This window comes from Clostridium sp. SHJSY1, assembly GCF_031626875.1.
In the GTDB taxonomy this organism is placed as follows: Bacteria; Bacillota; Clostridia; order Clostridiales; family Clostridiaceae; genus Clostridium.
On sequence record NZ_JANDMF010000034.1, the window covers coordinates 13501 to 39757 of the forward strand.

The window sequence follows — 26257 nt, forward strand, 5'->3', positions numbered from 1 at the left end:
GTGGTAAAAATGATAAGATTACTAATTGTTGAAGATGAACCACCAATTATGCGTGCAAATGTATCAATAATTAAATCATTTAATGAAGAATGCAAGGTAGTTGCTACAGCTATTAATGGCAAAAAAGCAATTGAAGAATTAGAAAAGCAAAAAATAGATGTTGTATTTACTGATATTAAAATGCCAATTATGGATGGATTAGAGCTTGCAAAATATATTAGAGAAAATTATCCTGAAATAATAACAGTTATAACAAGTGGATATTCTGATTTTGAATATGCGAGAAAAGGAATAGAGTTTAAGGTCATGGATTATATATTAAAACCTATATCAAAGGCAAAAGTAGTAAAAGTTTTAGAAAATATAAAACATGAAATTAGTAGGCGAAATTATGAAAAAAAGAAGGAAATGCTGTTTGAAAGACTAGAAGATGATGATTCTGAGATAATGAATTCACAATGCTCTGTGATTTTAGCTTGTGCTGGACCACTTCCTATATATGGAAGTGATATGCTGATTCCAGCAGTAGCATTTTGGGATAGAATAGATCTTAATAAAGTTGTATCAGATATTTTGAGGACAGGAGAAGAGTATATTATTTCTAGAGGACATACTATTGCAGAACAGGTAATTGTTATTGAATCAATAAAAAGTAATATTATAAAAAAATTTCTTGAAGAATTGTTTAATACACTTAGAAATGATGAGATTACAATTACTCTTGAATATAAAATAGGTGTTAAGATGTCAGAAATGAATAAAGTGATAGGTGATTTACATAATGATTTGAGCAGAAAGATTATTTTAACCAAGTCGCAAATATTGTGTAGTAATGACTCCTTGGAAGTTCATATTGAACAGAGATATTTTAAAAATCAAATAGAGTTTATAAGAAAATGGTTAAAAAAAGGAGATAAGGATAAGGTAAAAAGTTCTATTTTAGAAGTGTTTAAAATAATGGAAAATAAAAATGCTACACAGTATGAAGTGATAAATTTTTTTGATATGATTATAAATTATTTCTATTTTAATGAAAAATTAGTAAAAGGAGAAATAAGCGTAATTATAAAGGAACTTTATGAAACAATAAATAATTTTGAGGATTATTATAGTGCGGCAGAGGATATGGCATCAGTTCTTTTGGATATTGTTGAAATTGATAAGACAGGTAAACAACCAAAACTTATTGAGGATATTCAAGAGTATTTAAAAACTCACTACCAAAAGAGTATAACAAATATGGTACTCTCAAAGGAATTTGGATTTGTACCATCATATATAAGTCAATTGTTTAAACAGTATAATAATGGAATATCACCAGGAGAATATTTAAGTAATTATAGGATTGAAATGGCAAAGAAAATAATGGAGGAACAGCCAGAGTTATTAGTAAAAGAAATTGCAGATATGGTAGGATTTCATGATGCATATTACTTTTCTAAAATTTTTAAGAAGAAAACTGGAATGTGGCCAACAAATTATTACTAGAATAGAGAAATGATACACTAAATAGGATGATTTTTATGTTTTTACAAGGTACCTATTTATTTTTTAAATAAATTGTTTAGATTTTTACATCTTTAGTTTAAAATATTACATTTATAAATCTTAATGTAAATGATATCATGAGTGAGTGGACAAGCAAACCATAAATTTAAGAGAGTGTGGTGATGGGGGAGATAGTGAATATGAGAAGAGTTTTATCTGTTTTTTTTAGTGTAATGTTAAGTATTTTTTTACTAGCAGGATGTGGAGTGAAAACTGAATCTGATGGTACAAGTGATAAGGATAAAGAGAATTTACATGTCACATATGCATTTGTAGCAAAGGAAGCAGAAAATCCATACATGAAAAAGGTTTATGAAGGCTTTGAAAAAGCATGTAAGGAAAATGGTGCAATATCGCTATATAAAAGCCCAGAAGAAGCAACCTCTGAAAAGCAAAATGAAATAATTAATCAATTAATAGAAGAGAAAGTATCAGGAATTGCTATAGTAGCTAATGATGCTAATACCCTAGAATCAACGTTAAAAAAAGCCATGAAAGCAGGAATAAAAGTAGTTTCAGTTGACTCAGCTGTAAATGCAGAATCAAGAGAAGTACATATACAACAAGCAGATTCTGAAAAAATTGGTAGAGGGTTAATTCAAGCAGCTTATGAAATGATAAATGGTAATGGTGGTATTGCAGTACTTTCTACAACAGAGCAGGCTGCCAATCAAAGAGTGTGGATTAGTTGGATGGAAGAGGAAATAAAAGAACATCCAGATAAGTATGCCAAAACACCACTTGTAAGAATTTCATATGGTGAAGATGATCCAGTGAAATCAAAATCAGAAGCACAAGATATTTTGAAAAGCACAAATGCAAAGATAATAATTGCTCCAACATCAGTTGGGATGTTAGCAGCAGCTAAGGTAATAAAAGGTAATAATTCGAAAGTTCTATTAACTGGTCTTGGATTACCTTCAGAGATGGCTACATTCATAGAAAATGGTACTTGCCCATGGATGTATTTATGGAATCCAGTTGAAGTAGGTTATCTTGCAGGTTACACAATCAATGAATTAAAAAAAGGTGAAATTTCTGGGGTGAAAGGTGATACTTTTAAAGCAGGCATACTTGGAGAAAAAGCTATAACTGAGGTGGATTATGGTGGAACTGAAGTTATGCTAGGTGATCCTTTCAAATTTGATAAGAGCAATATTGATGAATGGAAGGATGTTTATTAATTATAAAGTTTTTATTTAGAAAAAATGTTTTATTTAGATTAAATGTAAAGGATTAAAGGAGGAATAGCTAATGAGTACTATTAGTAGAAAACAGTCATCTTGGAAAAATACCATTGCTGCATCAATGACAAGTTATATTGATGCAGGATCAATAGTTGCAGGATCTGCAGGGTTATCACTTTGGACTTCTTATCTTGGAATGAATGATTTACAAATTGGTTTATTGGGAGGATTAAGTGCAAATGCAGTTTCAGCAGCTGTTGGAGCATTAATTGGTGGATATCTTTGTGATAAATTTGGACGTAAATTAGTTTATAAATATGATTTATTATTTTATATGTTAGGTATGTTAATAGTAATTTTTTCTAGTAGTTTTCCAATGTTACTTACTGGATATATAATTGTAGGATTGTCAGTTGGTGCTGATGTTCCAACTTCTTGGACAGTTTTAGCTGAAAGTGCACCTGCAGAAAATCGTGCAAAACACTGTGGCTCAGCACAAATAGCATGGTCACTTGGGCCAGTTGTGGCATTAGTTCTTTCAGTTTCGTTGGGGAACTTAGGATTACTTGGTAATCGAATTGTGTTTGGACATTTAGTGGTAGTTGCATTTATTACATGGCTATTAAGAAGGGGAGAGACAGATTCAGATTCCTGGAAAATTCAAAAGCAAAAAGAAGAAGAACTTATTGCAAAAGGAATAATGAAAAAATCTTCTCCAAAAGATTTATTAAAACCAGTTAATCTTAAATCAATGCTATTTTTAGTTGGGGTATATCTATTTTGGAACTTAGCAGCAGGAACAATGGGATTCTTCATGCCATTAATATATCAAACAGTTGGTGGTGTTTCAGATACAACTGCTAATTTACTTCAAGCAGGGTTATTTGTATGTACAGCTATAGGTACTTACTTAGTATTTATGCGATTAGGGGATAAAGTAAGTCGCAGAGGTATTTATGCGACATCAGCTATAATGGCAATTGGTGCCTGGTCAATATTTATGCTACCACAATCTAGTATGAAACCTAGCATGCTTTTAATATTTGTTGTTGGATATGGATTTTCTTGTGGATTTGGACAACAAGCATTTTATCAATTATGGTCAAGTGAATTATTCCCAACAAGATATAGGGCATCTGCAGCAGGTGTAATGTTCTGTGCAGTACGTGCAACACTTGGAATATGGAGTGTTATTGTACCAACGATTATGACACGGTTTGGCTTCCAATTAGCAGCAGCCTGTATGGTAGGATTCCTTATAATTAGTGCAATAGTTGGTATTGCATTTACACCAAATACTTCAGGAAAAACACTTGAACAAATTGAAAAGGAACGTTATGGAGATTTAACAGCTTAATAAGTCTTGTAACAATTACAGTGGTTATTAAATGTAAAATTATTTTAGTTAGATTGTACTATTATAATATGAGTTTATAAATAGTAAAATATAATGTGAAAATATAAAAGATTTGTTTTGGGGGAAGAGGTTATGTTAATTAAAAAAATTCAATTATGGGAAGGCAATAAGAATGTAAATTTAGTTACATATCTATTGGAGAATTCAAAGGAATTTAAAACTGATAAAAAAAGACCAGCTATAATAATTTGCCCTGGAGGAGGATATTTGGGACTTTCAGATAGGGAAGCAGAACCTATAGCAATAAAGTTTTCATCAGAAGGATATCATACATTTGTACTTAGATATAGTACTTGCTTTAATGAAATGTCAGTGGATTTTAATAATTTGCCAAAATTAAATGAAAGATCCATATATCCAGGTCCATTATTTGATTTAGCAAAAGCTTTTATGATAATAAAAGAAAATGCTAAAGAATGGTTTGTGGATAGTGATAGAATTTCTATATGTGGATTTTCAGCAGGGGGACATTTAGTTGCAAGTATGGGAGTTCATTGGCAAGATGATTTGTTAAAAGAGAAATTTGGAGTAGATAGTGATATGTTTAAGCCTAATGCACTTATTCTTGGTTATCCAGTAATAGATTATACAATTATGAAAGAAAAAGTAGATGAAGAATCAAATGAATTTCTAAATGAATTCTGGAAAATTTCTAATAAAGCGATTTCAGGAAAAGATAATCAAACTATGGAGGAATTATCAAAACTTAGTCCTACAAAGTATGTAACTAAAAATACACCTCCAACATTTATTTGGCATACAGCTGATGATGGAATGGTATATGTGGAAAATTCATTAGCTTTTGCTTCACAGTTAACTAAACATAAAGTTCCATATGAATTGCATATTTTTGAAAGTGGACCTCATGGTTTGGCTTTATGTGATGAAACAACAGCAAATCAAGATATTCATATTAGTTCACATTGTGCTATGTGGTTTGATTTAGTTAAAAGTTGGCTTAAAAAGTATTAAGGTTGAAAAAATGAAAATATATATAAAATAAAAATCGTGAATCGTGCATATTTGCACGATTTTTATTTTATATATTATTAATATTTTATGAAAAAGATATAACTTTTATAGTTATTTATTTCTAATAATGTTATATAATTATAGTGTTGCACCTTAAATTTCAATAAAAGATAAAATTATGTAATTAAGAAAATTTGCTTATGGTTTGGGGGGAGAGAAATGTTCAATAATAAAGCAATAGATGAGGGTGGCTATAAAAAAATATTTAACTTAACCAAAGAAATATTATGTGCATTTTATTTTAATGGTGAACTTGAATATTCGAATTCTGCGTTTAACAATATCTTTGGATATGACACTACTGATATAGAAGAGTTAAATATGTTTTCTATTCTACATCCACAGGATGAAAGTATCTTAAAAAATAGGATATTAGAGATGAAAGAAGGACAAGACATTGTAAATTTGAGGTTAAGATGTAAGTGTAAAGATAAAAAATTTAAATGGATTTCTTGGAATGCAAAATTTGAATTAAAGGAAAAGATTATTTATGCAGCTGGTCATGATATTAGCGATAGCATAGAACTAGAACAAACAGTAATTGAAGGGAATGAAAAGCTTAATACAATAATTGAAAACATATCAGATTTACTATTTATTTGTGATAAACAAGGAAAATATACTAAGTTTAATAAATCAGCTAGAAATATATTTCCTTTCATGAATCACAAGTCAAGCAAAATAGGAGATAGTCTTAAAACAAATACATATTATGATCTTTCAGGAAATTTGGTTACATACGAAGATATTCCAGGGGTTAGAATATTAAAAGGAGAAAAAGTAATAGGATATAGAGTCATGAGGGATGTGGAGAATATCAAAACTTATTATGATATAAATGCAAGTCCTATCTATGATGATAAAGGAAATTTTATTGCAGGAGTACAGTGCTGGCGAGATATTACAAAAGAGGCTATTGCTAAACTTGAATTGGAAAATAACATGAAAATGCAGGAAGAGTTCTTTCTAAACATATCTCATGAGCTTAAAACTCCACTGAATGTAATTTATGCAACCATTCAGTTATTTAATTTATACATAAAAGATGGTTCTCTAACAGACAATAGTGAGAAATTTAATAAATATATAAATATTATAAAACAAAACTGTTATAGGCAAATAAAATTAGTTAATAATTTAGTAGATTTATCTAAAATTCAATCTGGATTTTTTAAGTTACACTTATCAAATCAAGACATAGTTAGTATTATTGAAAATATTGTTCAATCTGTATCAGAATATGTTGAAACTAAAGGGTTAAAAATTATATTTGATACGAACATAGAGGAAAGAGTAATAGTTTGTGATCCTACCAATATTGAAAGAGTTATGTTGAATCTTATTTCGAATGCAATAAAATTTTCTAGTATTGGAGACGAAATACTAGTAAAAGTTCTTGAGAAAGGGGATAAGATTGAAATATCAGTAAAGGATACAGGTATAGGAATTAATGAAGACGATTTGATGGAAATATTTAAAAGATTCAAACAAGTAGATAAATCATTATCAAGAAATTCAGAGGGAAGTGGTATAGGTTTATGTCTTGTTAAATCAATAGTTGAACTACACCAAGGTAAAATCAGTGTAGAAAGTCAAATAGATAAGGGAAGTAAATTCATAATAGAACTTCCAAACAAAACATTAGAAGTTCCTTATCACAGGAAGAAAAGCATAAAAAGTAAAATTGAAACTATTAATATAGAGTTTTCAGATATTTATTCATAATGTCTATTAAATCCATCTAATGTAAATATAATTAGGTGGAATTTTTTTGCCTCTTGATAAAATTGAGATGTCATTTATAATATAATCTAATTAGACAAATTTTTAGTAAAGGTTGTGATTAATATGATAAATAATATGATGGTGAGAGAATATTAAGAAAAAGCTAGGATAATAGCTTAAAATAATTATTCTCTCAATAAGAAAAGTAGTTTATATATTAAAGGAGAGAATATTTTAATGCATAAAATAATATACACAGAAAAATCATGGATGGAAAGTGAAGGAATAGAACAGGTAAAAAAATTATCAACACTAAAAGGAGTTGTTTTAGCTGTAGGGTATCCAGATTTACATCCAGGGAAAACTCCAGTTGGCGCAGCATTTATTACAGAAGGTATAATTTATCCTCATTTAATAGGAAATGATATAGGATGTTCTATAAGCTTATTTCAAACATCTACTTTAAGAAAAAAATTTAAAGTAGAAAAAGTGATGAAGAATTTAAATAATATAGACTTGATAAAAATTTCAGACAGGGATAAATTTAACCTTGGAACTATAGGAAAAGGGAATCATTTTGCAGAGTTTACTATAGTTGATGAAGTAGTAGATAAAGAAGAATTTAATGATTTAAATTTAGATAAAAATAGAGTGCATCTATTAGTTCATAGTGGTAGTAGAGGGTTAGGTGAAAGTATTTTAAGAAAGCATATAGAACAATTTAGTTGTCAAAATGGTTTGGTAGAGGGCAGTAAAGGATTTCGGAGTTATATTAATGATTATAATGAAGCAATAACTTTCTCTAAAAGAAATAGGGATTTAATAGCTGAAAGGCTATGTGATGGCATTAATAGTTCAGTAGAAAAACTTGTAATTGAAGCTATTCATAATGGGATAGATTATAAGGACAAGTATTATATTCATAGAAAAGGAGCAGCACCTGTAGATAGTGGATATGTTGTTATAGCTGGATCTAGGGGAACTGGTTCATATATAGTAAAACCTATTAATGGATGTTTGGATACAGGATTTTCAATTGCACATGGAGCAGGTCGTAAGTGGCAGAGAAATGGTTGTAAAGAAAAGCTTTTTGGGAAGTATTCAAAAAAGGATGTTAAAAGTGGAAACTTTAATTATAATCTAGTATGTAAAGATTATAATTTAATATATGAAGAAGCTCCAGAAGCATATAAAAATATAGATAGAGTAATTGAAGACCTTATTAAATTTAACATGATTAAGGTAGTAGCTAAGTTGAAACCAATCATTACTTATAAAGATTAAATTACTTAATATATATTATGATAATTGTAGTTGTTTACGAAGAGTGGTACAATATTCACATTATAGTTTTGTTTTTAAAATTATTTTTATAACAAGAGATTCCATAATTTTGGGGGGACATAGGAAATGAAGGATGAAAAACAAGTTTCAAGTGAAGAGTTACATAGAGGCTTAGAAGAAAGACATATTCAATTAATGGCCATTGGTGGTGCCATTGGAGTAGGATTATTTTTAGGATCGGCAGGAGCAATAAATAAAGCAGGTCCAGCATTGATATTAACATACATAGTTGCAGGAGCTATATTATTTTTTATAATGCGTGCTCTTGGAGAAGTTGCAGTGGAAAAGCCAGTTGCTGGTTCTTTTAGTTCTTATGCAAATGACTACATATCTCCTCTTGCAGGATATTTAACAGGATGGACTTATTGGTTTATGTGGATTGTAACTTGTATGGCAGAAGTTACTGCAGTAGGTGTTTACATTAACTTTTGGTTTCCGTCTATTCCACAATGGTTATCAGCACTTGGCGCAGTTATTTGTATGACACTTGTAAATTTAGTTGCAGTAAAAGCTTTTGGTGAATTTGAATTTTGGTTTGCTCTTATCAAAGTAGTAACAATTGTTGCAATGATTATTGTAGGAGTAGTAATGATAACTACTGGATTAGGTAATGGTGGTGTGGCCACAGGAATTTCAAACCTTTGGAGTAATGGAGGTTTTCTTCCAAATGGAATTAGTGGACCTATTAGTGCTTTAGCTATGGTGGCTTTTGCTTTTGTTGGAATTGAACTTATTGGAGTTACAGCAGGTGAAGCAAAGAATCCAGATAAGACTATACCATCAGCTATAAACAAAGTTTTTTGGAGAATTATGATATTTTATGTAGGAGCATTAGCTGTTATGATGTCTATATATCCATGGGACAAGATAGGAACTCTTGGTAGTCCATTTGTTTTAATATTTAATAATCTTGGAATTAGTGCTGCAGCTGGAATTATTAACTTTGTTGTATTAACTGCTGCATTGTCAGCTTGTAATAGTGGTATTTTTACAACAGGACGTATGCTTTATAACTTATCTCGTGAAGGTTCAGCACCAAAAATGTTTGGAGAACTTAGTAAATCACAAGTTCCTAAAAAAGGAATTTTAGTTTCATCATTTTGTATGCTTATAGGAGTTTTCCTTAACTATGTTGTTCCTGGTAAAGTATTTTCATATGTAACAAGTGTTGCAACATTTGCAGGAATATTTGTATGGTTTATAATTTTACTTGCACAAATGAAATTTAGAAAGAAGCTTAATAAAGAGCAAGTATCTAAATTAAAATTTCCAATGCCATTATATCCATTAACTAATTATATAAGTATGGCATTCTTACTTTTTGTACTTGTAGTAATGTGCTTTAATCCAGATACTTTAATAGCAGTTATTGTTGGACCAATATGGTTATTAATATTAGTTGCTTGTTACTATGGATTTGGAATAGCTAAAAAGGCAAATAAGGAAATTGCAGCTGAAGAAGAAATTAGTAAAGTAAGTTAACTATATAATTACTAACAAACAATAAAAAATATACAGTTTATTTAAGTGGGTTTAATACTTTAGGGTATTGGCCCATTTTTTATATGCAAGCATTTTAGAAATATTGAAGCAAATGAGAAATGAGGATAAGTTAGAATCTTCCACTAGATCATAAAAAATTGAGTCATTAAAAGTAGAAAAGTATGCATTATATTCGTATAATTCCAATGATTTCGTTAATAATTGCAATTTTCAGCATAATTAAATTGCAATTTTCAGCAAAATATATTGAAAAATACTGTATTCAATCCCATATCTAATGGTATAATAATATGAGTAAAAAACACCGAATTAAGAAGGGGGCATAATTTTGAAAAAATTTAAAAGAGTTTTAGTGGCAAATAGAGGAGAAATTGCTATTAGAATATTCAGAGCTTGTAAAGAGCTAGGAATAAGAACAGTTGCAATTTATTCTAAAGAGGATAAGGTTGCGTTATTTAGAACAAAAGCAGATGAGGCATATGAAATTGGTAAAAATAAAGGACCTATTGAGGCTTATTTAAATATTGATGAAATCATTGCTGTTGCATTAAAAAAGGGTGTAGATGCAATCCATCCAGGTTATGGATTCTTATCTGAAAATGCTGAATTTGCTAGAAAATGTGAAGAAGCAGGTATTGAGTTTATTGGACCTACTGGCGAAATGATAGAGATGATTGGGGATAAAATAAAATCAAAACTAGTTGCCAAAGAAGTTGGAGTTCCAACTATACCAGGAGTTGAAAAGCCTATAAATACTGAAGAAGAAGCAATAAAATATGCAAACTTTTGTGGATATCCAGTAATGTTAAAAGCTGCAGCTGGTGGTGGCGGAAGAGGTATGAGAATTGTAAGAAAAGAAGAAGAGCTATTAGAATCATTCAATAGTGCAAAGAATGAAGCTAAAAAAGCTTTTGGAATAGATGATATATTTATAGAAAAATATATTGAAAAACCAAAACATATAGAAGTTCAAGTATTAGGAGATAAAAATGGAGATATAGTTCACCTATATGAAAGAGATTGTTCTATTCAAAGAAGACATCAAAAGGTAATAGAATTTACTCCAGCTTTTGCTCTTACTGAGGAAAAAAGAAAAGAAATATGTGAAGATGCATTAAAGATTGCAAAGCACGTTAAATATAGAAGTGCAGGAACATTAGAATTCTTAGTAGATGCTCATGGTAATCATTACTTTATAGAAATGAATCCAAGAATACAAGTTGAGCATACTATAACAGAATTAGTTACAGGAATAGACCTTGTACAAAGTCAGATTTTAGTAGCAGAAGGTTATGGCTTAAAGTCTAAAGAAATAGGAATATTTAGTCAAGATGATGTAAAAACAAGAGGATATGCAATACAATGTAGGATAACTACAGAAGATCCATCTAATAACTTTGCACCAGATACAGGGAAAATTGAAGAGTACATAACAGGTTCAGGTTTTGGAATTAGACTTGATGGGGGAAATGGTTTTACAGGAGCAATTATAAGTCCATATTATGATAGCTTACTTGTTAAAACATCAGCTTATTCAAGAAACTTTAATGATGCTTCAAGAAAAGCTATTCGTGCAATAAAAGAATTTGTTATAAATGGTGTAAAGACAAATGTAGACTTTGTAATTAATGTATTAAATCATCCAACATTCTTAAATGGAGAATGTGATACAAACTTTATAGCAGATAATCCAGACCTTTTCCTAACAACACCAAAGGTTGATAGTGAATTAACTATACTTAAGTACATAGGAAATAAAGTTGTAAATGAAACTCTAGGTACTAAAAAGGATTTTGACGTTCCTAAGGTGCCTAAGATACATTTGACAGAACCATTAAGTGGAACAAAGCAAATATTAGATACACAAGGTCCTGATGGAGTTGTGAAGTGGATAAAAGAGCAAAATAAGTTGCTACTTACAGATACAACAATGAGAGATGCTCATCAATCATTAATGGCTACAAGAGTAAGAAGTACAGATATGATTAAAATTGCTCAGGCTTCGGCAGCACATGGAAAGGATTTATTCTCATATGAAATGTGGGGAGGAGCTACTTTTGATGTAGCATATAGATTCTTAAAGGAAGATCCTTGGGAAAGGCTAACAGAGCTTAGAAAAAGAATTCCTAACGTATTATTCCAAATGTTAATTAGAGGAGCAAATGGAGTTGGATATAAGAATTATCCAGATAACGTTATTAGAGAGTTTATTAAAGAATCAGCTAATTCAGGTATAGATGTATTTAGAATATTTGATTCTTTAAACTGGATAAAGGGAATGGAAGTTGCAATTGATGAAGTTATTAAAAATGGTAAGATAGCAGAGGCTTGTATATGCTATACTGGAGATATTTTAGATAATAAGAAAGATAAGTATAATTTAGATTATTATATTAAGATGGCAAAGGAGATTGAAAAGACAGGAGCTCATATACTTGCTATAAAGGATATGTCAGCTTTATTGAAACCTTATGCAGCATTTAAGTTGATTAAAGCTTTAAAAGAAGAAGTTTCAATGCCTATACATCTTCATACTCATGATACAACAGGAAACGGTGTTGCTACAGTATTAATGGCTGCTGAAGCTGGTGTTGATATAGTAGATACAGCATTTAATAGTATGTCAGGATTAACAAGTCAACCTGCACTAAATTCTGTAGTTGCAGCATTAAAGAATACAGATAGAGATACAGGAATTAATTTAGAGGGTATTCAAAAGATATCAGATTATTGGGGTGCTGTTAGACCTGTATATGAAGCCTTTGAATCTGATTTGAAATCAGGAAGTGCTGAAATCTATAAGTATGAAATACCAGGAGGGCAATATTCAAACTTAAAACCTCAAGTTGAAAGTTTTGGATTAGGACATAGATTTAATGAGATAAAAAGTATGTATAAGAAAGTAAATGATATGGTTGGGGATATTGTTAAAGTTACTCCTTCTTCAAAGATGGTAGGTGACATGGCAATATTTATGGTTAAAAATGATTTAACACCTGAAAATATCGTTGAAAAAGGAAAAGGTATGGCTTACCCAGATTCTGTTACAGCTTACTTTAAAGGTATGATGGGTCAACCAATGGGAGGATTTCCTAAAGAATTACAAAAGCTAGTTCTTAAAAAGGAAGAGCCAATAACTTGTAGACCAGGAGAACTTCTTCCACCAGAAGATTTTGATAAGATTAAAAAACATTTAGACGAAAAATTTAATATAGATTCTTCAAGGAAAGAAATCTTAAGTTATGCTCTTTATCCAGATGTTTTTGATGAATATATGAAAAATGTTAAAGAGTATGGAAACTTAAAGAGAATGGGTAGTGATATCTTCTTCCATGGATTAAATGAAGGTGAGACTTGTGAAATTGAAGTATCTGAAGGTAAAGTATTAATTATTAAATTGCTTGAAATAAGTAAGCTTGATAATGAAGGTAAGAGAACTGTTGAATTTGAAGTAAATGGTAACAGAAAAGAAATTAAAATACAAGATAAATTAAGTACAGTTAAAGCAGAAACTATTGAAGTTCCAATGGCAGACCCAAGTAATAAATATGAGATAGGTTCAAGTATTCCAGGAACAGTTGTAAAGGTACTGGTTGCAGAAGGGGATACAGTTGAAGAAAATCAAAATGTTATAGTGGTTGAAGCTATGAAAATGGAAACAATAATCAATACTTCTGTTCCAGGTAAAGTTAAAAAATTATTTGTTAAAGAAGGGCAGCAAGTAAAGACAGGTCAGGCTTTAATGATTTTAGAATAAATAAGAGGTAGAATATGAGTAAGATAATATTTATTGATGTAGATGGAACATTGGTAGACTATGAAAATAATATCCCAGAATCAGCTATTCAGGCAATTAGAAAAGCAAGAAAAAACGGACATAAGGTATATATAAGTACAGGAAGAAGCAGGGCAGAGGTTTATCAAAATCTTTGGGATATTGGATTAGATGGAATGATAGGTGGAAATGGAAGCTATGTTGAAGATAATAATAATGTGATAATGCATCAACTAATTACAAAAGAGCAGTGCAAGAGGATTGTGGATTGGCTACATTCTCGTGGTCTTGAGTTTTATCTTGAAAGCAATAATGGCTTATTTGCTAGTGAAAATTTTGAAACTAGAGCAGATTCTACTATAAAAGAATATACAAAGAGAAAAGGCAAAAATCAATCAGAAGAGGTTACGGTGCGTAAAGCTTTCCCTGAGATGATTTTTAATGAAAATCTATATAGAGATGATTTAAATAAAGTTAGTTATGTTTTAGATTCTTATCAGGATTTTTTGGATACCAAAGATGAATTCCCTGATTTAGAGTGTAGGACTTGGGGAGGAAAAGGTGAAGAAGCACTTTTTGGAGATTTAGGTGTAAAGGGAATTAACAAGGCAAATTCCATTGAACATTTACTAAAACATCTAAAAGCAGATATATCTGATACCATTGCATTTGGTGATGCAAAAGTTGATATTCCAATGCTATCTTATTGTGCATATGGTGTTGCAATGGGAAGTGGAGGAAAGGAAATTAAGGAAATGGCTGATTATATTACAGATGATGTTGATAAGGATGGATTATATAAAGCATTTGTAAAATTAAATTTAATATAGTATCCATATTAAAACCTTTTACTAAAAAAATATTATGGCTCAACATTAAAATATGTTGAGCCATAATAATATACTTTTATTTAGTTGATAAACATATATTTGAAATACCATTTAAATGCCATACAACACTTTGATAATCTCCTTGTAAATCAGGGATGATAAGACCTGCATACATTAACTCATCGCCACCATAGATACTATCTTTATCTGACACTAAGTATTCTTTCTCTGAATCTAATCCTTTTAATTTAAGTCTTTTTATTGAGCCATTTGGTGATGCAAGAACTCTAAAGTATGATACAAGAGCTTCAGTCTTATCTTCTGATACAAACATCCACGCAGCTTCATTACCTTCAAAAGGACTTAAAAGACGATACATTTCTCCAAATTGGATAAGTTCTCTTAACTCTTTGTATTGTGATATTTGAGCTTTAACTTCTTCTTTTTCTCCATCAGTAAATTTTGTTAAATCTAATTCATAACCCAAGTTACCTGACATAGCAACATCTCCTCTCATTTTTAGAGAAGTATTTCTATGAACTTGGTGATTTGGAATTGCAGAAACATGGGAGCCCATAGTACTAATAGGGTATACAATGCTTGTACCATATTGTATTTTTAATCTTTCTACTGCATCTGTATCATCACTAGTCCAAGTTTGAGGCATATAGAATAGCATACCTGGATCAAAACGACCACCACCACCAGAACAACTTTCAAATAATACATTAGGGAAGCTTGATGTAATTTCATTCATGACTCTATATAATCCTAACATATATCTATGAGCTGTTTCTCTTTGTCTTTCTATAGGTAAAAGCTGTGAACCAATTTCAGTCATGTTTCGATTCATATCCCATTTTACATAGCTTATATTAACATTACTTAGAATATCTGATATGGATTTAATAATATAATCACAAACATCTTTTCTAGATAAGTCTAATATTAATTGTTTTCTACCTTCTGAAGGACTTCTATTTGGAACATGTAAACACCAATCAGGATGAGCTCTATACAAATCACTATTAGGAGATACCATTTCAGGTTCAAACCATAGTCCAAATTGTAATCCAATATCATTTACTCTATTTGCTAAATCATCTAATCCATTAGGAAGTTTTCGCTTATTAACAGACCAGTCTCCAAGTGAAGAATCATCATTGTCTCTTTTTCCAAACCAGCCATCATCTAGCACAAAAAGTTCTATGCCAAGTTCTTTCCCAACCTTTGCAATATCCTCAATTTTTTCAGCAGTAAAGTCAAAATAAGTAGCTTCCCAATTGTTTACAAGGATTGGTCTTGTCTTATCTCTAAATTTACCTTTGCATAATCTTTCACGGTAAAGCTTATGGTAGGTTCTAGACATATCACCTAAACCATTTGAAGAATAAACCATTACAACTTCAGGAGTTTGGAAAGATTCTTTTTCATTTAAAGCCAAAGTAAAATCAAATGGATTTATTCCAAGAGATATCCTTGTAGTTTCATATTGATCAACTTCAGCTTGAGCTAGAAAATTACCACTATAAACTAAGCTAAAGCCATAGACATCCCCATAATCTTCTGTAGCATCTTTACTTAAAAGAGCAATAAATGGGTTATGCTGGTGGCCACTTGCACCTCTTCTACTTTCAATAGATTGAGTACCTTTAAAAAGAGGTCTTCTTTCTATGTGTCTTTCTCTTGCCCATGAGCCATAAAGGTGCATAAAATCATAATTGGAATTATTAAAATCCACACTCATGCTTAATCCACGAAGAAGTTTAAGCTTTGTAGTTCCTGCATTTATAAAGCGTACATTTCTTGTAATAGCATCATAGTTTTTATAAGCTGTGTAAGAGAGAATAGCTTTTAGTCCAATTAAAGAATCTATTAATGTAATCTCTAAAGTTTCAGCTTCCTGGTCTTTTTCTACATAAGTAGCTGGCAATCCTTCTAAGGAAGGTTTTCCTTTAATGATCCTATGAGATTGATATCTAAGGTCGGTTATAGTTGTACCATTTTCTAACTGAACTGAATATGCTGGAGAACGAAGGTCAGTATTTCCGTATGATGGATACTCCTGTGGCAGAGTATCAAGTGTTAAAACTAGGTCATTAGGATCTGGATTTGCTGAAAAGGAGCATCTAGCTCTTACAGCTAATAATTCATCTGCATTTGCTTTTTTTAGTTTTCTTCCCCAATATAAATGAGATAAATAACCATTTTTGTGTACTTGGAAAATGTAACTAGAATTTTTAGCTTGCAAGTGGAAAACTTTTGTTGTTTCATTATAAGTTATACTCATATTAGAACCTGCCTTTCATTATTTAAAGTAACTTCTTAATAAGATTAATTATAAAACTGTCACATAAAAATAGAATGGAATATGATAATATAAACATGGTATAATTTAAGATATTTATATTCTGATAGAAAGGCAGTGGAAAATTCATATGGAAGAGAATACTGATATAGTTCAATTTTTAACTGGAAATCAAGAAGGTGTTGATCTTATAGTATATCAAGGCGGTATGGAAAAATGTAAGGAATCACATTCGTATGGACCAGCTGTCAGAGATCATTTTTTAATACATTATATACTTGAGGGAAGTGGTACTTTTTATGTAGATGGAAAGTCATATAAATTACATAAAAATCAGGGATTTCTTATATGCCCAGATGTTATTACCTACTATGAGGCTAATGATAAAACTCCATGGACATATACCTGGATAGGCTTTAGAGGGATTAAAGCAGAAAATTATTTGGAATTTGCTGGTTTAGACAGATATAATCCTATATTTGAATATAAACAAAGTAATTTTGTGGAAAAATGTTTTGAAAATATGAGAGAAGCTGCAAAATTAAAATATGGCAGAGAATTGAGACTGCAAGGATTATTAAGCATCTTTTTATCAGAATTAATTGAGAAGGCAGAAAAGAATGTTGAATTAGGTAGCAGTTATAAGGATATATATATAAAGAAAACCTTGCAGTATATAGATAGAAATTTTGCTAGAAAAATTAAGATTAGTGAAATAGCTGAGAGTATAGGTTTAAATAAAAATTATTTTAGCTCTTTTTTTAGAGAAAACTTTGGGATTTCTCCACAAGAATATTTAATAAAATATAGAATAAACAAAGCTTGTGAACTTATGAAAAATGAAGCGCTTACTATTAGTGATATATCTAGATCAGTAGGGTATAATGATCCACTTGCTTTTTCCAAGATATTTAAGAAAGTAAAAGGAAAGAGCCCTAAAAAATATAGGCAAGATAAATAAAATTTGATTATATTTATCTTGCCTAATATAAAAAAAAATTCTTCAATATATATAGTTAAAAAATAGCTTAAAGCTGGATTTTTTCTAAATCATTTGGGACAAAAACATTTCCACTGAAAACTGTTTTAGCTTCATTTGTATATCTCATTTTTCTTTCTATAAGATTACTATCTTCAGTATGATATAGAAGTAGATTTTTTATATTTAATTGTTCAGCTAATTTACCAGCATCAAGTGCTGTGCTGTGATATTTTTCATATGGTTTAAAAATATCTTTATCACTATATAAGCAATAAGCTTCAGAAAGCATCCAATCACAGTTTTCAACATAGATTTTATTAGATTCATTATATGGTTCATCTCCAAGACAAGCCAATTTCTTTCCGTTTGGAAGTGTTGTAGAGAATCCAAATTGTTTTTGCTTTTTAGAAGCTATATCAAAAAACTGAACATCTATACCCATAATTTTAATTTGTTCACCATTTACTACTTCACGAATAGTAATACCATTTCCAATCAAGTTGAATAATTTACCTGGAAGAGTCAACTCACAAAAAGTAGTTATAGTTTTGACTAATTCATCATGACAATATATAGTGAATTCTCCAGTATACTTGTTATTAGATATTAATGTAGCTATTTTTCTTACCATCCATATAACACCAAGAACATGGTCTGTATGTCCATGTGTAACAATCATATTATGAATATTAGTATATGGAATTTCTGCTTTTTCTAATTGAGCCATAATTCCATTACCACCACCTGCATCAACCATTAAATATTCATTATCATTTCTAAATGCAAAACACGTATTATAACATTTTGTTACCATTGCATGTCCTGTTCCTAGCATAACTAATTGCATGTCCATTTTAATTCTCCTTTGTAATCTTTTATTCCTTCTTCTTAACAATCATATATTATCATTCTGCATATATATTATCAATAATAGCATATTTTAGAGTATCACTATAGTTAGTTTTATCTTACCAAATGAATGGAATTATCTTTTTTGTTCTTTTTTTATATTCTTTATATGAATCAGAAAATGTTTTTTCTAACATTTTTTCTTCTACTCTAATTCGATACTTATAAATAATTGCAATAATAGCTATAGTTAGAATTATCCCAATAATATTTCTAAAACAAAATGATATTCCTATAAGAGATAGTATACTTCCGCTATATGATGGATGCCTTAAATATTTATAAGGACCAGTTTGAATTATTTTTTGTTCTGATGTAACTTGTACAGATAATGTGAAAAATTTACCTAAAGTCCATACAGAGTATATTCTAAGAAAAACTCCAGCTACAATGAATATAGTTCCTATCCAGAACAGAAATACAGGAGTAGTAAGAAAAAGAATATATTTTCGGCAAGCTACATTGAAAAAAATTGTAGATAAGACACCAAGGACTAGTAGTAGACAAGAATTTTTATCTCCTTTTTCTTTATTTTCACAACACTTTCTATTATTAATAGAAGTAAAAAACCAAATTAACATTTCTGAAACAATAAAAGATATAAATACTGCTTGAAATACATTTTTGATTACAGGTAATTCAAAATATGTGTCACCAAATAAATACATAGAGAAACCTTCTTTCATGGAAAATTTTTATAATTAATTATTTATTCTCTTGTAATTTTTTGTTTATATCATTTGCATCATTTGTACTATTTTTATATAAACTTAGGAAGGTAATCACATAAACTATAGAAATTATAATTATAATTTCTATTACAGAACCAGCAGAAAAAATGTTAAGAAGTTTGGTTGGAAGGCCAACAACAAATGTTATTATAACTGTTATTATGAAGTCTATAAAAATTTGAAGGGGTGGATATTTAATTTCAATATTTTCAGTTAAATATAAAACTATTTGGACCAATAGTATAACAGCAATTAGACTAATTTGTGATTTAACATTAATAGTTTCTTCATGATTAATAATGTGCAGAATAATAGTAATAATATTCATTACAGTAAAGGCAACACAGCCGCCATAAAAATACTGATTAAATTTTTTCATAATTTCCTCCATGATTAAATTTCTTATATTTTTAATATTCGTTTTATTTCAGCCACATAACTACGATTAATGATAAGATTTTCTTCATTTGATAAGGTAGCAAGCAGCCTTCCATTTATCTGACTTTTTACTTTTTTTAATTTCGAAATATTCAAAATACAGGATTTATTTATTCTACTAAATGAAGTATTTGCTAAATATTTCTCTAATTCATACAATTTCATATCGCTTTGATATACAGACTTATTACAATAAATAAAAGTTTTATTATCAACAACTTCAAAATAATAAATATCTTGTAGAAAGATTTTAGTATATTCATTGTCCATTTTTCCTTTTATAGTTACTTGTTCTTCTGTTAAAGTTGAGACTAAGTGTTCTACATATTTTGTTCTTTGTGGACATACAATTTTTATTTCAATGTCTTGAATTTGAGAATCCTCAATCACTAAAACTTTCATAAATTCACCCCTTCCAAAAAAAGGATAACACATACTTTATATCATGACAATTGCTATGAAATCATGTTGCAAATATCAGTATGTAAGTTGCTTTTTATCCTTATTTTTGTATCTACTTGCCGAATCTAAGTTTATTACTCAATGTTGTTTGCCAATGTACTCATAGTACTAGTTATATATTTATATAATTTACTGTAATAGTATTTATACGAGAAAGGCTACATTACCTAGATGTATACGTAAATTAAGTAGGTGTGCAGGTAGGTAGAGAAGAAATGTAAGGAGGATGGAGTTATGTTAGAAGGGAAATGTCCAGTGACAGGAAGAACAAGCAAAGCAGTAGCAAGTGAGGGAACAACTAATGAGTATTGGTGGCCAAAGCAGCTTAAGCTTAATATTCTTCGTCAAAACTCAGAACTAAGCAATCCTATGTCTAAAAGTTTTAACTACGCTGAAGAATTTAAAAAATTAGATTATTATGAACTAAAGAATGATTTATATAAGTTAATGACAGATTCTAAGGAATGGTGGCCTGCTGATTATGGTCACTATGGACCATTCTTTATTAGGATGGCTTGGCATAGTGCTGGAACTTATAGAGTTGGTGATGGTAGAGGAGGTGGAGGGCAAGGCTTGCAACGTTTTCCGCCACTTAATAGCTGGCCAGATAATATAAATTTAGATAAAGCACGTCGTTTACTTTGGCCAATCAAAAAGAAATATGGAAATAGAATATCTTGGGCTGATCTTATGATATTAGCAGGTAATTGTGCATTTGAATCTATGGGACTAAAGACAATTGGTTTTGGTGGTGGAAGAGAGGATGTTTGGGAACCACAGGAAGATATTTACTGGGGGAGTGAAAAACAATGGCTTGGAGATGAACGTAATAAAGAAGAGAAAGAGCTTGAAAATCCTCTAGCAGCTGTACAAATGGGATTAATTTATGTAAATCCAGAGGGACCAAATGGAAACCCTGACCCTAAGGCATCAGTGAAAGAAGTAAGGGAAACATTCTCTCGTATGGCAATGAGTGATGAGGAAACTGTTGCGCTTATAGCAGGTGGACATACTTTTGGTAAATGTCATGGGGCTGCATCACCCAACAATGTTGGACTAGAGCCAGAAGCTACACCTATTGAACAGCAAGGGTTGGGTTGGCAAAATAGCTATAAAACTGGTAAAGGGCCAGATACCATAAGTAGTGGGCTTGAAGGTGCATGGAAGGCTGAACCAACAAAGTGGACAATGGGTTACTTAAAAACATTATTTAAATATGAGTGGGAATTAGTTAAAAGTCCAGCAGGAGCATACCAATGGTTAGCTAAGGATGTGGATGAAAAGGATATGGTAGTTGATGCTTATGATTCATTAAAAAAGCATAGACCAATGATGACCACAGCAGATTTAGCCCTTATTCATGATCCTATTTATAGAGCAATAGCAAAGGATTATCTAGAAAATCCTCAAAAGTTTGAGGAGGATTTTGCTCGTGCTTGGTTCAAATTAACCCATAGAGACATGGGACCAATATCAAGATATCTTGGGCCAGAAGTTCCAAAAGAAAGCTTTATTTGGCAAGACCCAGTACCAAAAGCTAATTATAGATTGATTAATAAAAAGAATATTTCAGAGCTTAAGAAAAAGATTTTAGATTCAGGCTTATCAATATCAGACCTTGTAACAACAGCATGGGAATCTGCATCAACATTTCGTGGGTCAGATAAGCGTGGAGGAGCAAATGGAGGAAGAATACGCTTAAAGCCACAAAGAGAATGGGAATCTAATGAACCAGAAAGACTTAACAAGGTGTTAAAAACTCTAGAAAAAATTCAAAGTAGTTTTAATAGTTCACACTCAAAGGATAGGAAGGTTTCTTTAGCTGATATTATTATATTAGGTGGATGTGTTGGAATAGAGCAAGCTGCCCAAAATGCAGGGTACAACATAACTGTTCCTTTTACTCCAGGACGAACTGATGCAACACAAGAGCAAACAGATATAAAGTCATTTAGTGTTCTTGAACCTAAGGGGGATGGATTTAGAAATTATATGAAAGACAGTTATGAAGGAACATCAGATGAAATGTTAATAGATAGAGCACAACTATTATCACTAACTATTCCAGAAATGACAGTATTAATTGGTGGTATGCGTGTTTTAAACACTAATTATAAGGAGTCACAGGATGGGGTGTTTACAAATAGAGAAGAATGTCTTACAAATGATTTCTTTGTAAACCTTCTTGATATTAATACTGAGTGGAAGGCTTTACCTGATATTAAGGAAATGTTTGTAGGTTATGATAGACAAACAGGAAGTGTGAAATGGACAGCAACAAGAGTTGACCTTATATTCGGTTCAAATTCTGAGCTTCGTGCAGTTGCAGAGGTTTACGCATCTAAAGGCAATGAAGAAAAGTTCATACAAGATTTTGTAGTAGCATGGAATAAGGTAATGAATGCAGACCGTTTTGATGTTTAAGAATATTTAACTTGTTAAAGACTTTTTAGCTCTAGGGAATGTCAGCAGATTGCCCTAATACCTCGTGATGAGAGCAATCTGCTTCCTTGCCTGATGAAAAATATTCATAGCAAATTTGGACTTGTTATTTATTTTCATGTCCCTTAATTAAAGGTAAAGAAATATTAATGGTAGTTCCAGTGCCTACTTTACTATGAATCTTTATTCCATATTCATCTCCATAAAGAAGTTTAATTCTATCATCCACATTTCTAATTCCTATACCTGTGAAATGTTTATGATTAGAAGAAGTTGAAGAATAGAGATTCAATACTTGATTTTCATCCATACCTATACCATTATCTGCTACTTCACAAAGTAATTTATTATTCTTTTCAGATATAAAAACATGTATGTGTCCTTCTTGATTTTCAGAAAATCCATGAAAGAATGCATTTTCAATAAAAGGCTGTAATATTAGCTTTGGCAATTTATAATCATTGCACTTTGGAAATACATGAAAACTAACTTTAATTTTATCGCCATATCTAGTTTCACTTATAAAAACGTAATTTTTTAGATTTTCTATTTCTTTAGATATAGTGATGGTTTCACTAGTATCACTAATTATATTTTGTAGTAAAGAAATAAAAGAATCTATGGTAGTGCTTGCATTTTCTTTTTCCCCTTTTAATACTAGCCATTTTATGCAAGCTAATGTATTGTAAATAAAATGAGGATTAATTTGCATCTGAAGAGCTGATAATTCAGATTTTCTTTGATTTCTTTCAGCTATTAAAAGTTTTTCTAAATAATCATTTAGTCCATCTAACATATAGTTGAAGGAGTTACTTAATTTTTTGATTTCATAACATCCCTCAAGATTTACACGATGATTCAAATTACCTTCAGTTACTTTAGACATTTCTTTTACCAAAACTCTTAATGGGTTTATAGTTCTTCTAGTAATTATAAATAATATTAAAATTGATATGGATATTATAGCTGAACAAGCAAAAACTATTTCATCAATGTTATACATATCTTCTAAAGCTAATTTTGTATCTATAGTGTTAATCAAATAGAAATCATACATAGGCATATATTCAGCTAAAATAGTATAATTTTTTTCCTCTAAATTAACACTTTGGGACTTGAGTTTATTAGTAGTTATATTTTTAGCTATGTTAAGTATATTTGTATTTTTTTCACCAATAATATCTTCTTTGCTAGAAGAAACGATTGTCCCATCTGTTGACATTACTAGAATATCATTGCCTGTTGTTGTGAAATTTGAATAGAACTTGCTAAACACATTTTCTTTTATAATCATATATAACATACCAAACTGTTGCTTTGTGCTTTGGTCATGTAATACTTTTGTAGATATTATAAAGTTACCTTTTTGTGTAGTGTTGGTAAAACCTGAATTACTATACTGATAAAGTATGTTATCTGGATTTTTAAGAGAATTTTTAGTTATTTGATTTTCTTTGATATCATTTGCATCTGTGGTTAATAAATCAGAGTTTAATAAATATGTTGAATTATTATTTCCAACCACCAAAAAATTAATATCTTCATTTTCAAGTACAGGTTTACTTGATTTAATGCTCTCTTGCAAATCATACAATAAAGTAAAATATTCCTTTGAACTATAGTTTGTGCCAGTAAGAAATTTTCTAAATGTCCAACTATTATTTATAGTATTCATAACATTTATTAATCTATCATTTAAAGCTTGAGTATTTAATTGTATTTGGGTCATAGATTTACTATTTGCAATGCTAAAATTATTAATAAAAAGATTTTTGGAGATATTCATTATTATTAATGCAGTGATGCTGGAAATGCTAACACTGCTAATTACCATAATTAATGTGAGTTTAAAAAATAAACTATTCTTTTTAAATTTTTTTATAATTTTATTCATAAGTATCACCTACTTTATTGCTTATAACATTTCTTCTAAATTTACTTGGTGTAATATTTTTAAACTTTTTAAACACTTTACAAAAATAACTGTGATCTGAGTATCCAACCATAAAGCTTATTTCTGAAACAGGAATTTTTTCATTCATTAATAGTTCAACAGCTTTTTCTACACGAATTTTATTAACATATTCGCTAAATCCTTCCTTGTTATGATAGCTAAAATATGATGATAAGTAATAATAGTTAAAGTGGAATTTATCAGCTACTTGTTTTAAATGTAATTGTTCTTTATAGTGTTCTGAAATGTAGTTAATAATTCTATTAATTACTTGGTTATTCATTTGCTTTTGGTTATTTTCTATTGACTTATTAATGTTTTTTGTAATTTTATCAAATAAATTAAGTAATTCATCACTAGATTGTGTTTCATCAATCATTTGAAAATATTCTATTTTTGAATTTTGAAGTTCATCAACATTAAAGTCTATCTCATCCAATATATTTATAAAATTGTACAAGGCATTTTGAAGAAGGGTTTTTAGTTCAAATTCTGTGTTACTACAATTTTCTATTGAAATATAAATATAATCTTTTAAGTATTTTAATGCAGTATCTATATTCAACATATAAATCTGGTCAGAGTAATATTTAAAATCAAACTTTTTCTTTGATCTATTATGTTGAAGTTGTCCATAATAAAGAAGATTAATATCTTTAAAATAAAACTTGTAATCAAATAATGGCTTAAAATTATTTGTATAAGTGCTCTTTAATTGGTGTAGGGAAGCAAATGTATTGCTTAGTACAAAAAATATTTTAGGAATCTCTTTTTTTATTTCTGAAATCATATAATTTATTTTTTGTAAAACATTCTCATAATTTTCTTCAGGGAAATTTAGTAACATTAAGAATAGATCACTGTTTAAGTGGATTTCATAATATACCACATCACTTAAATTATTTCTTGCAGCCTTTAACAAAATATTATTAATAAATGAAGTACTTATAGAGCTTATATTTGATAATTTTTTAATATTTTCTCCTATAATACAATAAGAAGTATGAGGAAAAATTTTTTTAATATTTTCTGATTCTAAATTCACATCAAAACCAGAAATTAATTTAGCTAATAGATTGTCTACATTTAATTTAGTGTTATTTTTAGCAGTTGGTAAGACGAAGTTAGGAATTTTGCCAGCAACATTTTCTAAAAGGGAAATAAAATCATCAGGGTTTAATTTAGGTTTTAGAATATAATCGTTTACACCGATTTGAAAAGTATTTTTTACATAATCAAAATCACTATGTCCACTTAAAATTACTATTTGAATTTCAGGATAGTTTTTTTTTATAACTTTTGATAATTCTACACCATCCATAGTGGGCATAACTACATCTAAAATTACTATATTAGGTTTAAACTCATGAATTAATTCTAAAGCTTCTTTTCCATTTGAAGCTTCACCTACAATTTCAAAACCTTTTTTAGTCCAATCAACTAAATGTTTAATGCCTTGTCTTAGTATATATTCGTCGTCTACAATTAGAATTTTGCACAAGTTACTCAATCATATCAAATCCTTTTAAATTTTAATTGCACTATTAAATAAGGAAATTATACCAGTTTAGTAGCTTGGTAGTAAGTTCCAGTAACATTATATAGTAAATTGTTAGCGATTTCAATGAACATATTTAATAGAGAAGTTATGTAAAGTTATATAAAGATAT

Annotated in this window: 18 protein-coding genes; 11 read left to right on the forward strand and 7 right to left on the reverse strand. The window is 29.7% G+C overall.

Annotated elements, in window-relative coordinates; all coding sequences use genetic code 11:
• The first annotated feature begins 9 nt into the window (after positions 1 to 9).
• From NNC19_RS15260 to NNC19_RS15300, 9 genes are all read left to right on the forward strand, one after another.
• Positions 10 to 1488, forward strand: coding sequence for a response regulator (locus NNC19_RS15260; RefSeq protein WP_310939531.1), 1479 nt, complete (start codon positions 10 to 12; stop codon positions 1486 to 1488).
• A 200-nt stretch (positions 1489 to 1688) separates the two neighbouring features.
• Positions 1689 to 2732, forward strand: a complete 1044-nt coding sequence (locus NNC19_RS15265; RefSeq protein ID WP_310939532.1) for a substrate-binding domain-containing protein — start codon at positions 1689 to 1691, stop codon at positions 2730 to 2732.
• A gap of 70 nt (positions 2733 to 2802) precedes the next feature.
• Positions 2803 to 4092, forward strand: coding sequence for an MFS transporter (locus NNC19_RS15270; protein WP_310939533.1), 1290 nt, complete (start codon positions 2803 to 2805; stop codon positions 4090 to 4092).
• A 132-nt stretch (positions 4093 to 4224) separates the two neighbouring features.
• Positions 4225 to 5124, forward strand: a complete 900-nt coding sequence (locus NNC19_RS15275; protein WP_310939534.1) for an alpha/beta hydrolase — start codon at positions 4225 to 4227, stop codon at positions 5122 to 5124.
• A 219-nt stretch (positions 5125 to 5343) separates the two neighbouring features.
• Positions 5344 to 6909: a PAS domain-containing sensor histidine kinase gene (locus NNC19_RS15280; protein WP_310939535.1), complete on the forward strand. Its 1566-nt coding sequence runs from the start codon at positions 5344 to 5346 to the stop codon at positions 6907 to 6909.
• Positions 6910 to 7146: 237 nt separating this feature from the next.
• Positions 7147 to 8193, forward strand: a complete 1047-nt coding sequence (locus NNC19_RS15285; protein WP_310939536.1) for an RNA ligase RtcB family protein — start codon at positions 7147 to 7149, stop codon at positions 8191 to 8193.
• 126 nt (positions 8194 to 8319) lie between these two features.
• The gene (locus NNC19_RS15290) at positions 8320 to 9735 is read left to right on the forward strand and encodes an amino acid permease (RefSeq protein ID WP_310939537.1); all 1416 of its coding nucleotides are present in this window, start codon (positions 8320 to 8322) and stop codon (positions 9733 to 9735) included.
• A gap of 349 nt (positions 9736 to 10084) precedes the next feature.
• On the forward strand, positions 10085 to 13513 hold the full coding sequence (locus tag NNC19_RS15295; protein ID WP_396136439.1) for a pyruvate carboxylase: 3429 nt from the start codon (positions 10085 to 10087) through the stop codon (positions 13511 to 13513).
• Between the two features lie 14 nt (positions 13514 to 13527).
• A complete protein-coding gene (locus NNC19_RS15300; RefSeq protein WP_310939538.1) occupies positions 13528 to 14361 on the forward strand; it encodes an HAD family hydrolase in 834 nt (277 codons plus the stop codon).
• Between the two features lie 76 nt (positions 14362 to 14437).
• Here the strand turns inward: NNC19_RS15300 and NNC19_RS15305 are convergent, their stop codons facing one another.
• Positions 14438 to 16651, reverse strand: coding sequence for an alpha-galactosidase (locus tag NNC19_RS15305; RefSeq protein WP_310939539.1), 2214 nt, complete (start codon positions 16649 to 16651; stop codon positions 14438 to 14440).
• A gap of 148 nt (positions 16652 to 16799) precedes the next feature.
• On the opposite strand from NNC19_RS15305, the gene NNC19_RS15310 reads away from it, so the two are divergent.
• Positions 16800 to 17630, forward strand: a complete 831-nt coding sequence (locus tag NNC19_RS15310; RefSeq protein ID WP_310939540.1) for an AraC family transcriptional regulator — start codon at positions 16800 to 16802, stop codon at positions 17628 to 17630.
• A 67-nt stretch (positions 17631 to 17697) separates the two neighbouring features.
• Here the strand turns inward: NNC19_RS15310 and NNC19_RS15315 are convergent, their stop codons facing one another.
• The 4 genes from NNC19_RS15315 to NNC19_RS15330 all read right to left on the reverse strand — a co-directional run bounded on the left by NNC19_RS15315 (position 17698) and on the right by NNC19_RS15330 (position 20131).
• Positions 17698 to 18504 (reverse strand): MBL fold metallo-hydrolase, encoded by an 807-nt coding sequence (locus NNC19_RS15315; RefSeq protein ID WP_310939541.1) that lies wholly within the window; start codon positions 18502 to 18504, stop codon positions 17698 to 17700.
• 115 nt (positions 18505 to 18619) lie between these two features.
• Positions 18620 to 19228: an isoprenylcysteine carboxylmethyltransferase family protein gene (locus NNC19_RS15320; RefSeq protein WP_310939542.1), complete on the reverse strand. Its 609-nt coding sequence runs from the start codon at positions 19226 to 19228 to the stop codon at positions 18620 to 18622.
• Positions 19229 to 19265: 37 nt separating this feature from the next.
• Positions 19266 to 19670 carry a DUF3021 family protein gene (locus NNC19_RS15325; protein ID WP_310939543.1) on the reverse strand — a complete coding sequence of 135 codons (405 nt, stop codon included), beginning with the start codon at positions 19668 to 19670 and terminating at the stop codon, positions 19266 to 19268.
• A 23-nt stretch (positions 19671 to 19693) separates the two neighbouring features.
• Positions 19694 to 20131, reverse strand: coding sequence for a LytTR family DNA-binding domain-containing protein (locus NNC19_RS15330; RefSeq protein WP_310939544.1), 438 nt, complete (start codon positions 20129 to 20131; stop codon positions 19694 to 19696).
• Positions 20132 to 20425: 294 nt separating this feature from the next.
• Here NNC19_RS15330 and katG point away from each other — a divergent pair, with 294 nt between their 5' ends.
• Entirely contained in the window at positions 20426 to 22615 is a 2190-nt protein-coding gene (gene katG, locus NNC19_RS15335) for a catalase/peroxidase HPI (RefSeq protein WP_310939545.1), read from the forward strand.
• A 124-nt stretch (positions 22616 to 22739) separates the two neighbouring features.
• Here katG and NNC19_RS15340 read toward each other — a convergent pair whose 3' ends face one another.
• Complete coding sequence (locus NNC19_RS15340) at positions 22740 to 24527, reverse strand: histidine kinase (protein ID WP_310939546.1); 1788 nt, start codon at positions 24525 to 24527, stop codon at positions 22740 to 22742.
• On the reverse strand, positions 24520 to 26097 hold the full coding sequence (locus tag NNC19_RS15345; protein WP_310939547.1) for a response regulator: 1578 nt from the start codon (positions 26095 to 26097) through the stop codon (positions 24520 to 24522). Before NNC19_RS15345 ends, NNC19_RS15340 begins: the two co-directional genes overlap by 8 nt.
• Positions 26098 to 26257 lie beyond the last annotated feature (160 nt).

What these genes read in the sequence shown, in the direction of transcription:
- NNC19_RS15260 (WP_310939531.1), top strand. Translation starts at nt 10, where the DNA reads ATGATAAGATTACTAATTGTTGAAGATGAACCACCAATTATGCGTGCA.
- NNC19_RS15265 (WP_310939532.1), top strand. Translation starts at nt 1,689, where the DNA reads ATGAGAAGAGTTTTATCTGTTTTTTTTAGTGTAATGTTAAGTATTTTT.
- NNC19_RS15270 (WP_310939533.1), top strand. Translation starts at nt 2,803, where the DNA reads ATGAGTACTATTAGTAGAAAACAGTCATCTTGGAAAAATACCATTGCT.
- NNC19_RS15275 (WP_310939534.1), top strand. Translation starts at nt 4,225, where the DNA reads ATGTTAATTAAAAAAATTCAATTATGGGAAGGCAATAAGAATGTAAAT.
- NNC19_RS15280 (WP_310939535.1), top strand. Translation starts at nt 5,344, where the DNA reads ATGTTCAATAATAAAGCAATAGATGAGGGTGGCTATAAAAAAATATTT.
- NNC19_RS15285 (WP_310939536.1), top strand. Translation starts at nt 7,147, where the DNA reads ATGCATAAAATAATATACACAGAAAAATCATGGATGGAAAGTGAAGGA.
- NNC19_RS15290 (WP_310939537.1), top strand. Translation starts at nt 8,320, where the DNA reads ATGAAGGATGAAAAACAAGTTTCAAGTGAAGAGTTACATAGAGGCTTA.
- NNC19_RS15300 (WP_310939538.1), top strand. Translation starts at nt 13,528, where the DNA reads ATGAGTAAGATAATATTTATTGATGTAGATGGAACATTGGTAGACTAT.
- NNC19_RS15305 (WP_310939539.1), bottom strand. Translation starts at nt 16,651, where the DNA reads ATGAGTATAACTTATAATGAAACAACAAAAGTTTTCCACTTGCAAGCT.
- NNC19_RS15310 (WP_310939540.1), top strand. Translation starts at nt 16,800, where the DNA reads ATGGAAGAGAATACTGATATAGTTCAATTTTTAACTGGAAATCAAGAA.
- NNC19_RS15315 (WP_310939541.1), bottom strand. Translation starts at nt 18,504, where the DNA reads ATGGACATGCAATTAGTTATGCTAGGAACAGGACATGCAATGGTAACA.
- NNC19_RS15320 (WP_310939542.1), bottom strand. Translation starts at nt 19,228, where the DNA reads ATGTATTTATTTGGTGACACATATTTTGAATTACCTGTAATCAAAAAT.
- NNC19_RS15325 (WP_310939543.1), bottom strand. Translation starts at nt 19,670, where the DNA reads ATGAAAAAATTTAATCAGTATTTTTATGGCGGCTGTGTTGCCTTTACT.
- NNC19_RS15330 (WP_310939544.1), bottom strand. Translation starts at nt 20,131, where the DNA reads ATGAAAGTTTTAGTGATTGAGGATTCTCAAATTCAAGACATTGAAATA.
- katG (WP_310939545.1), top strand. Translation starts at nt 20,426, where the DNA reads ATGTTAGAAGGGAAATGTCCAGTGACAGGAAGAACAAGCAAAGCAGTA.
- NNC19_RS15340 (WP_310939546.1), bottom strand. Translation starts at nt 24,527, where the DNA reads ATGAATAAAATTATAAAAAAATTTAAAAAGAATAGTTTATTTTTTAAA.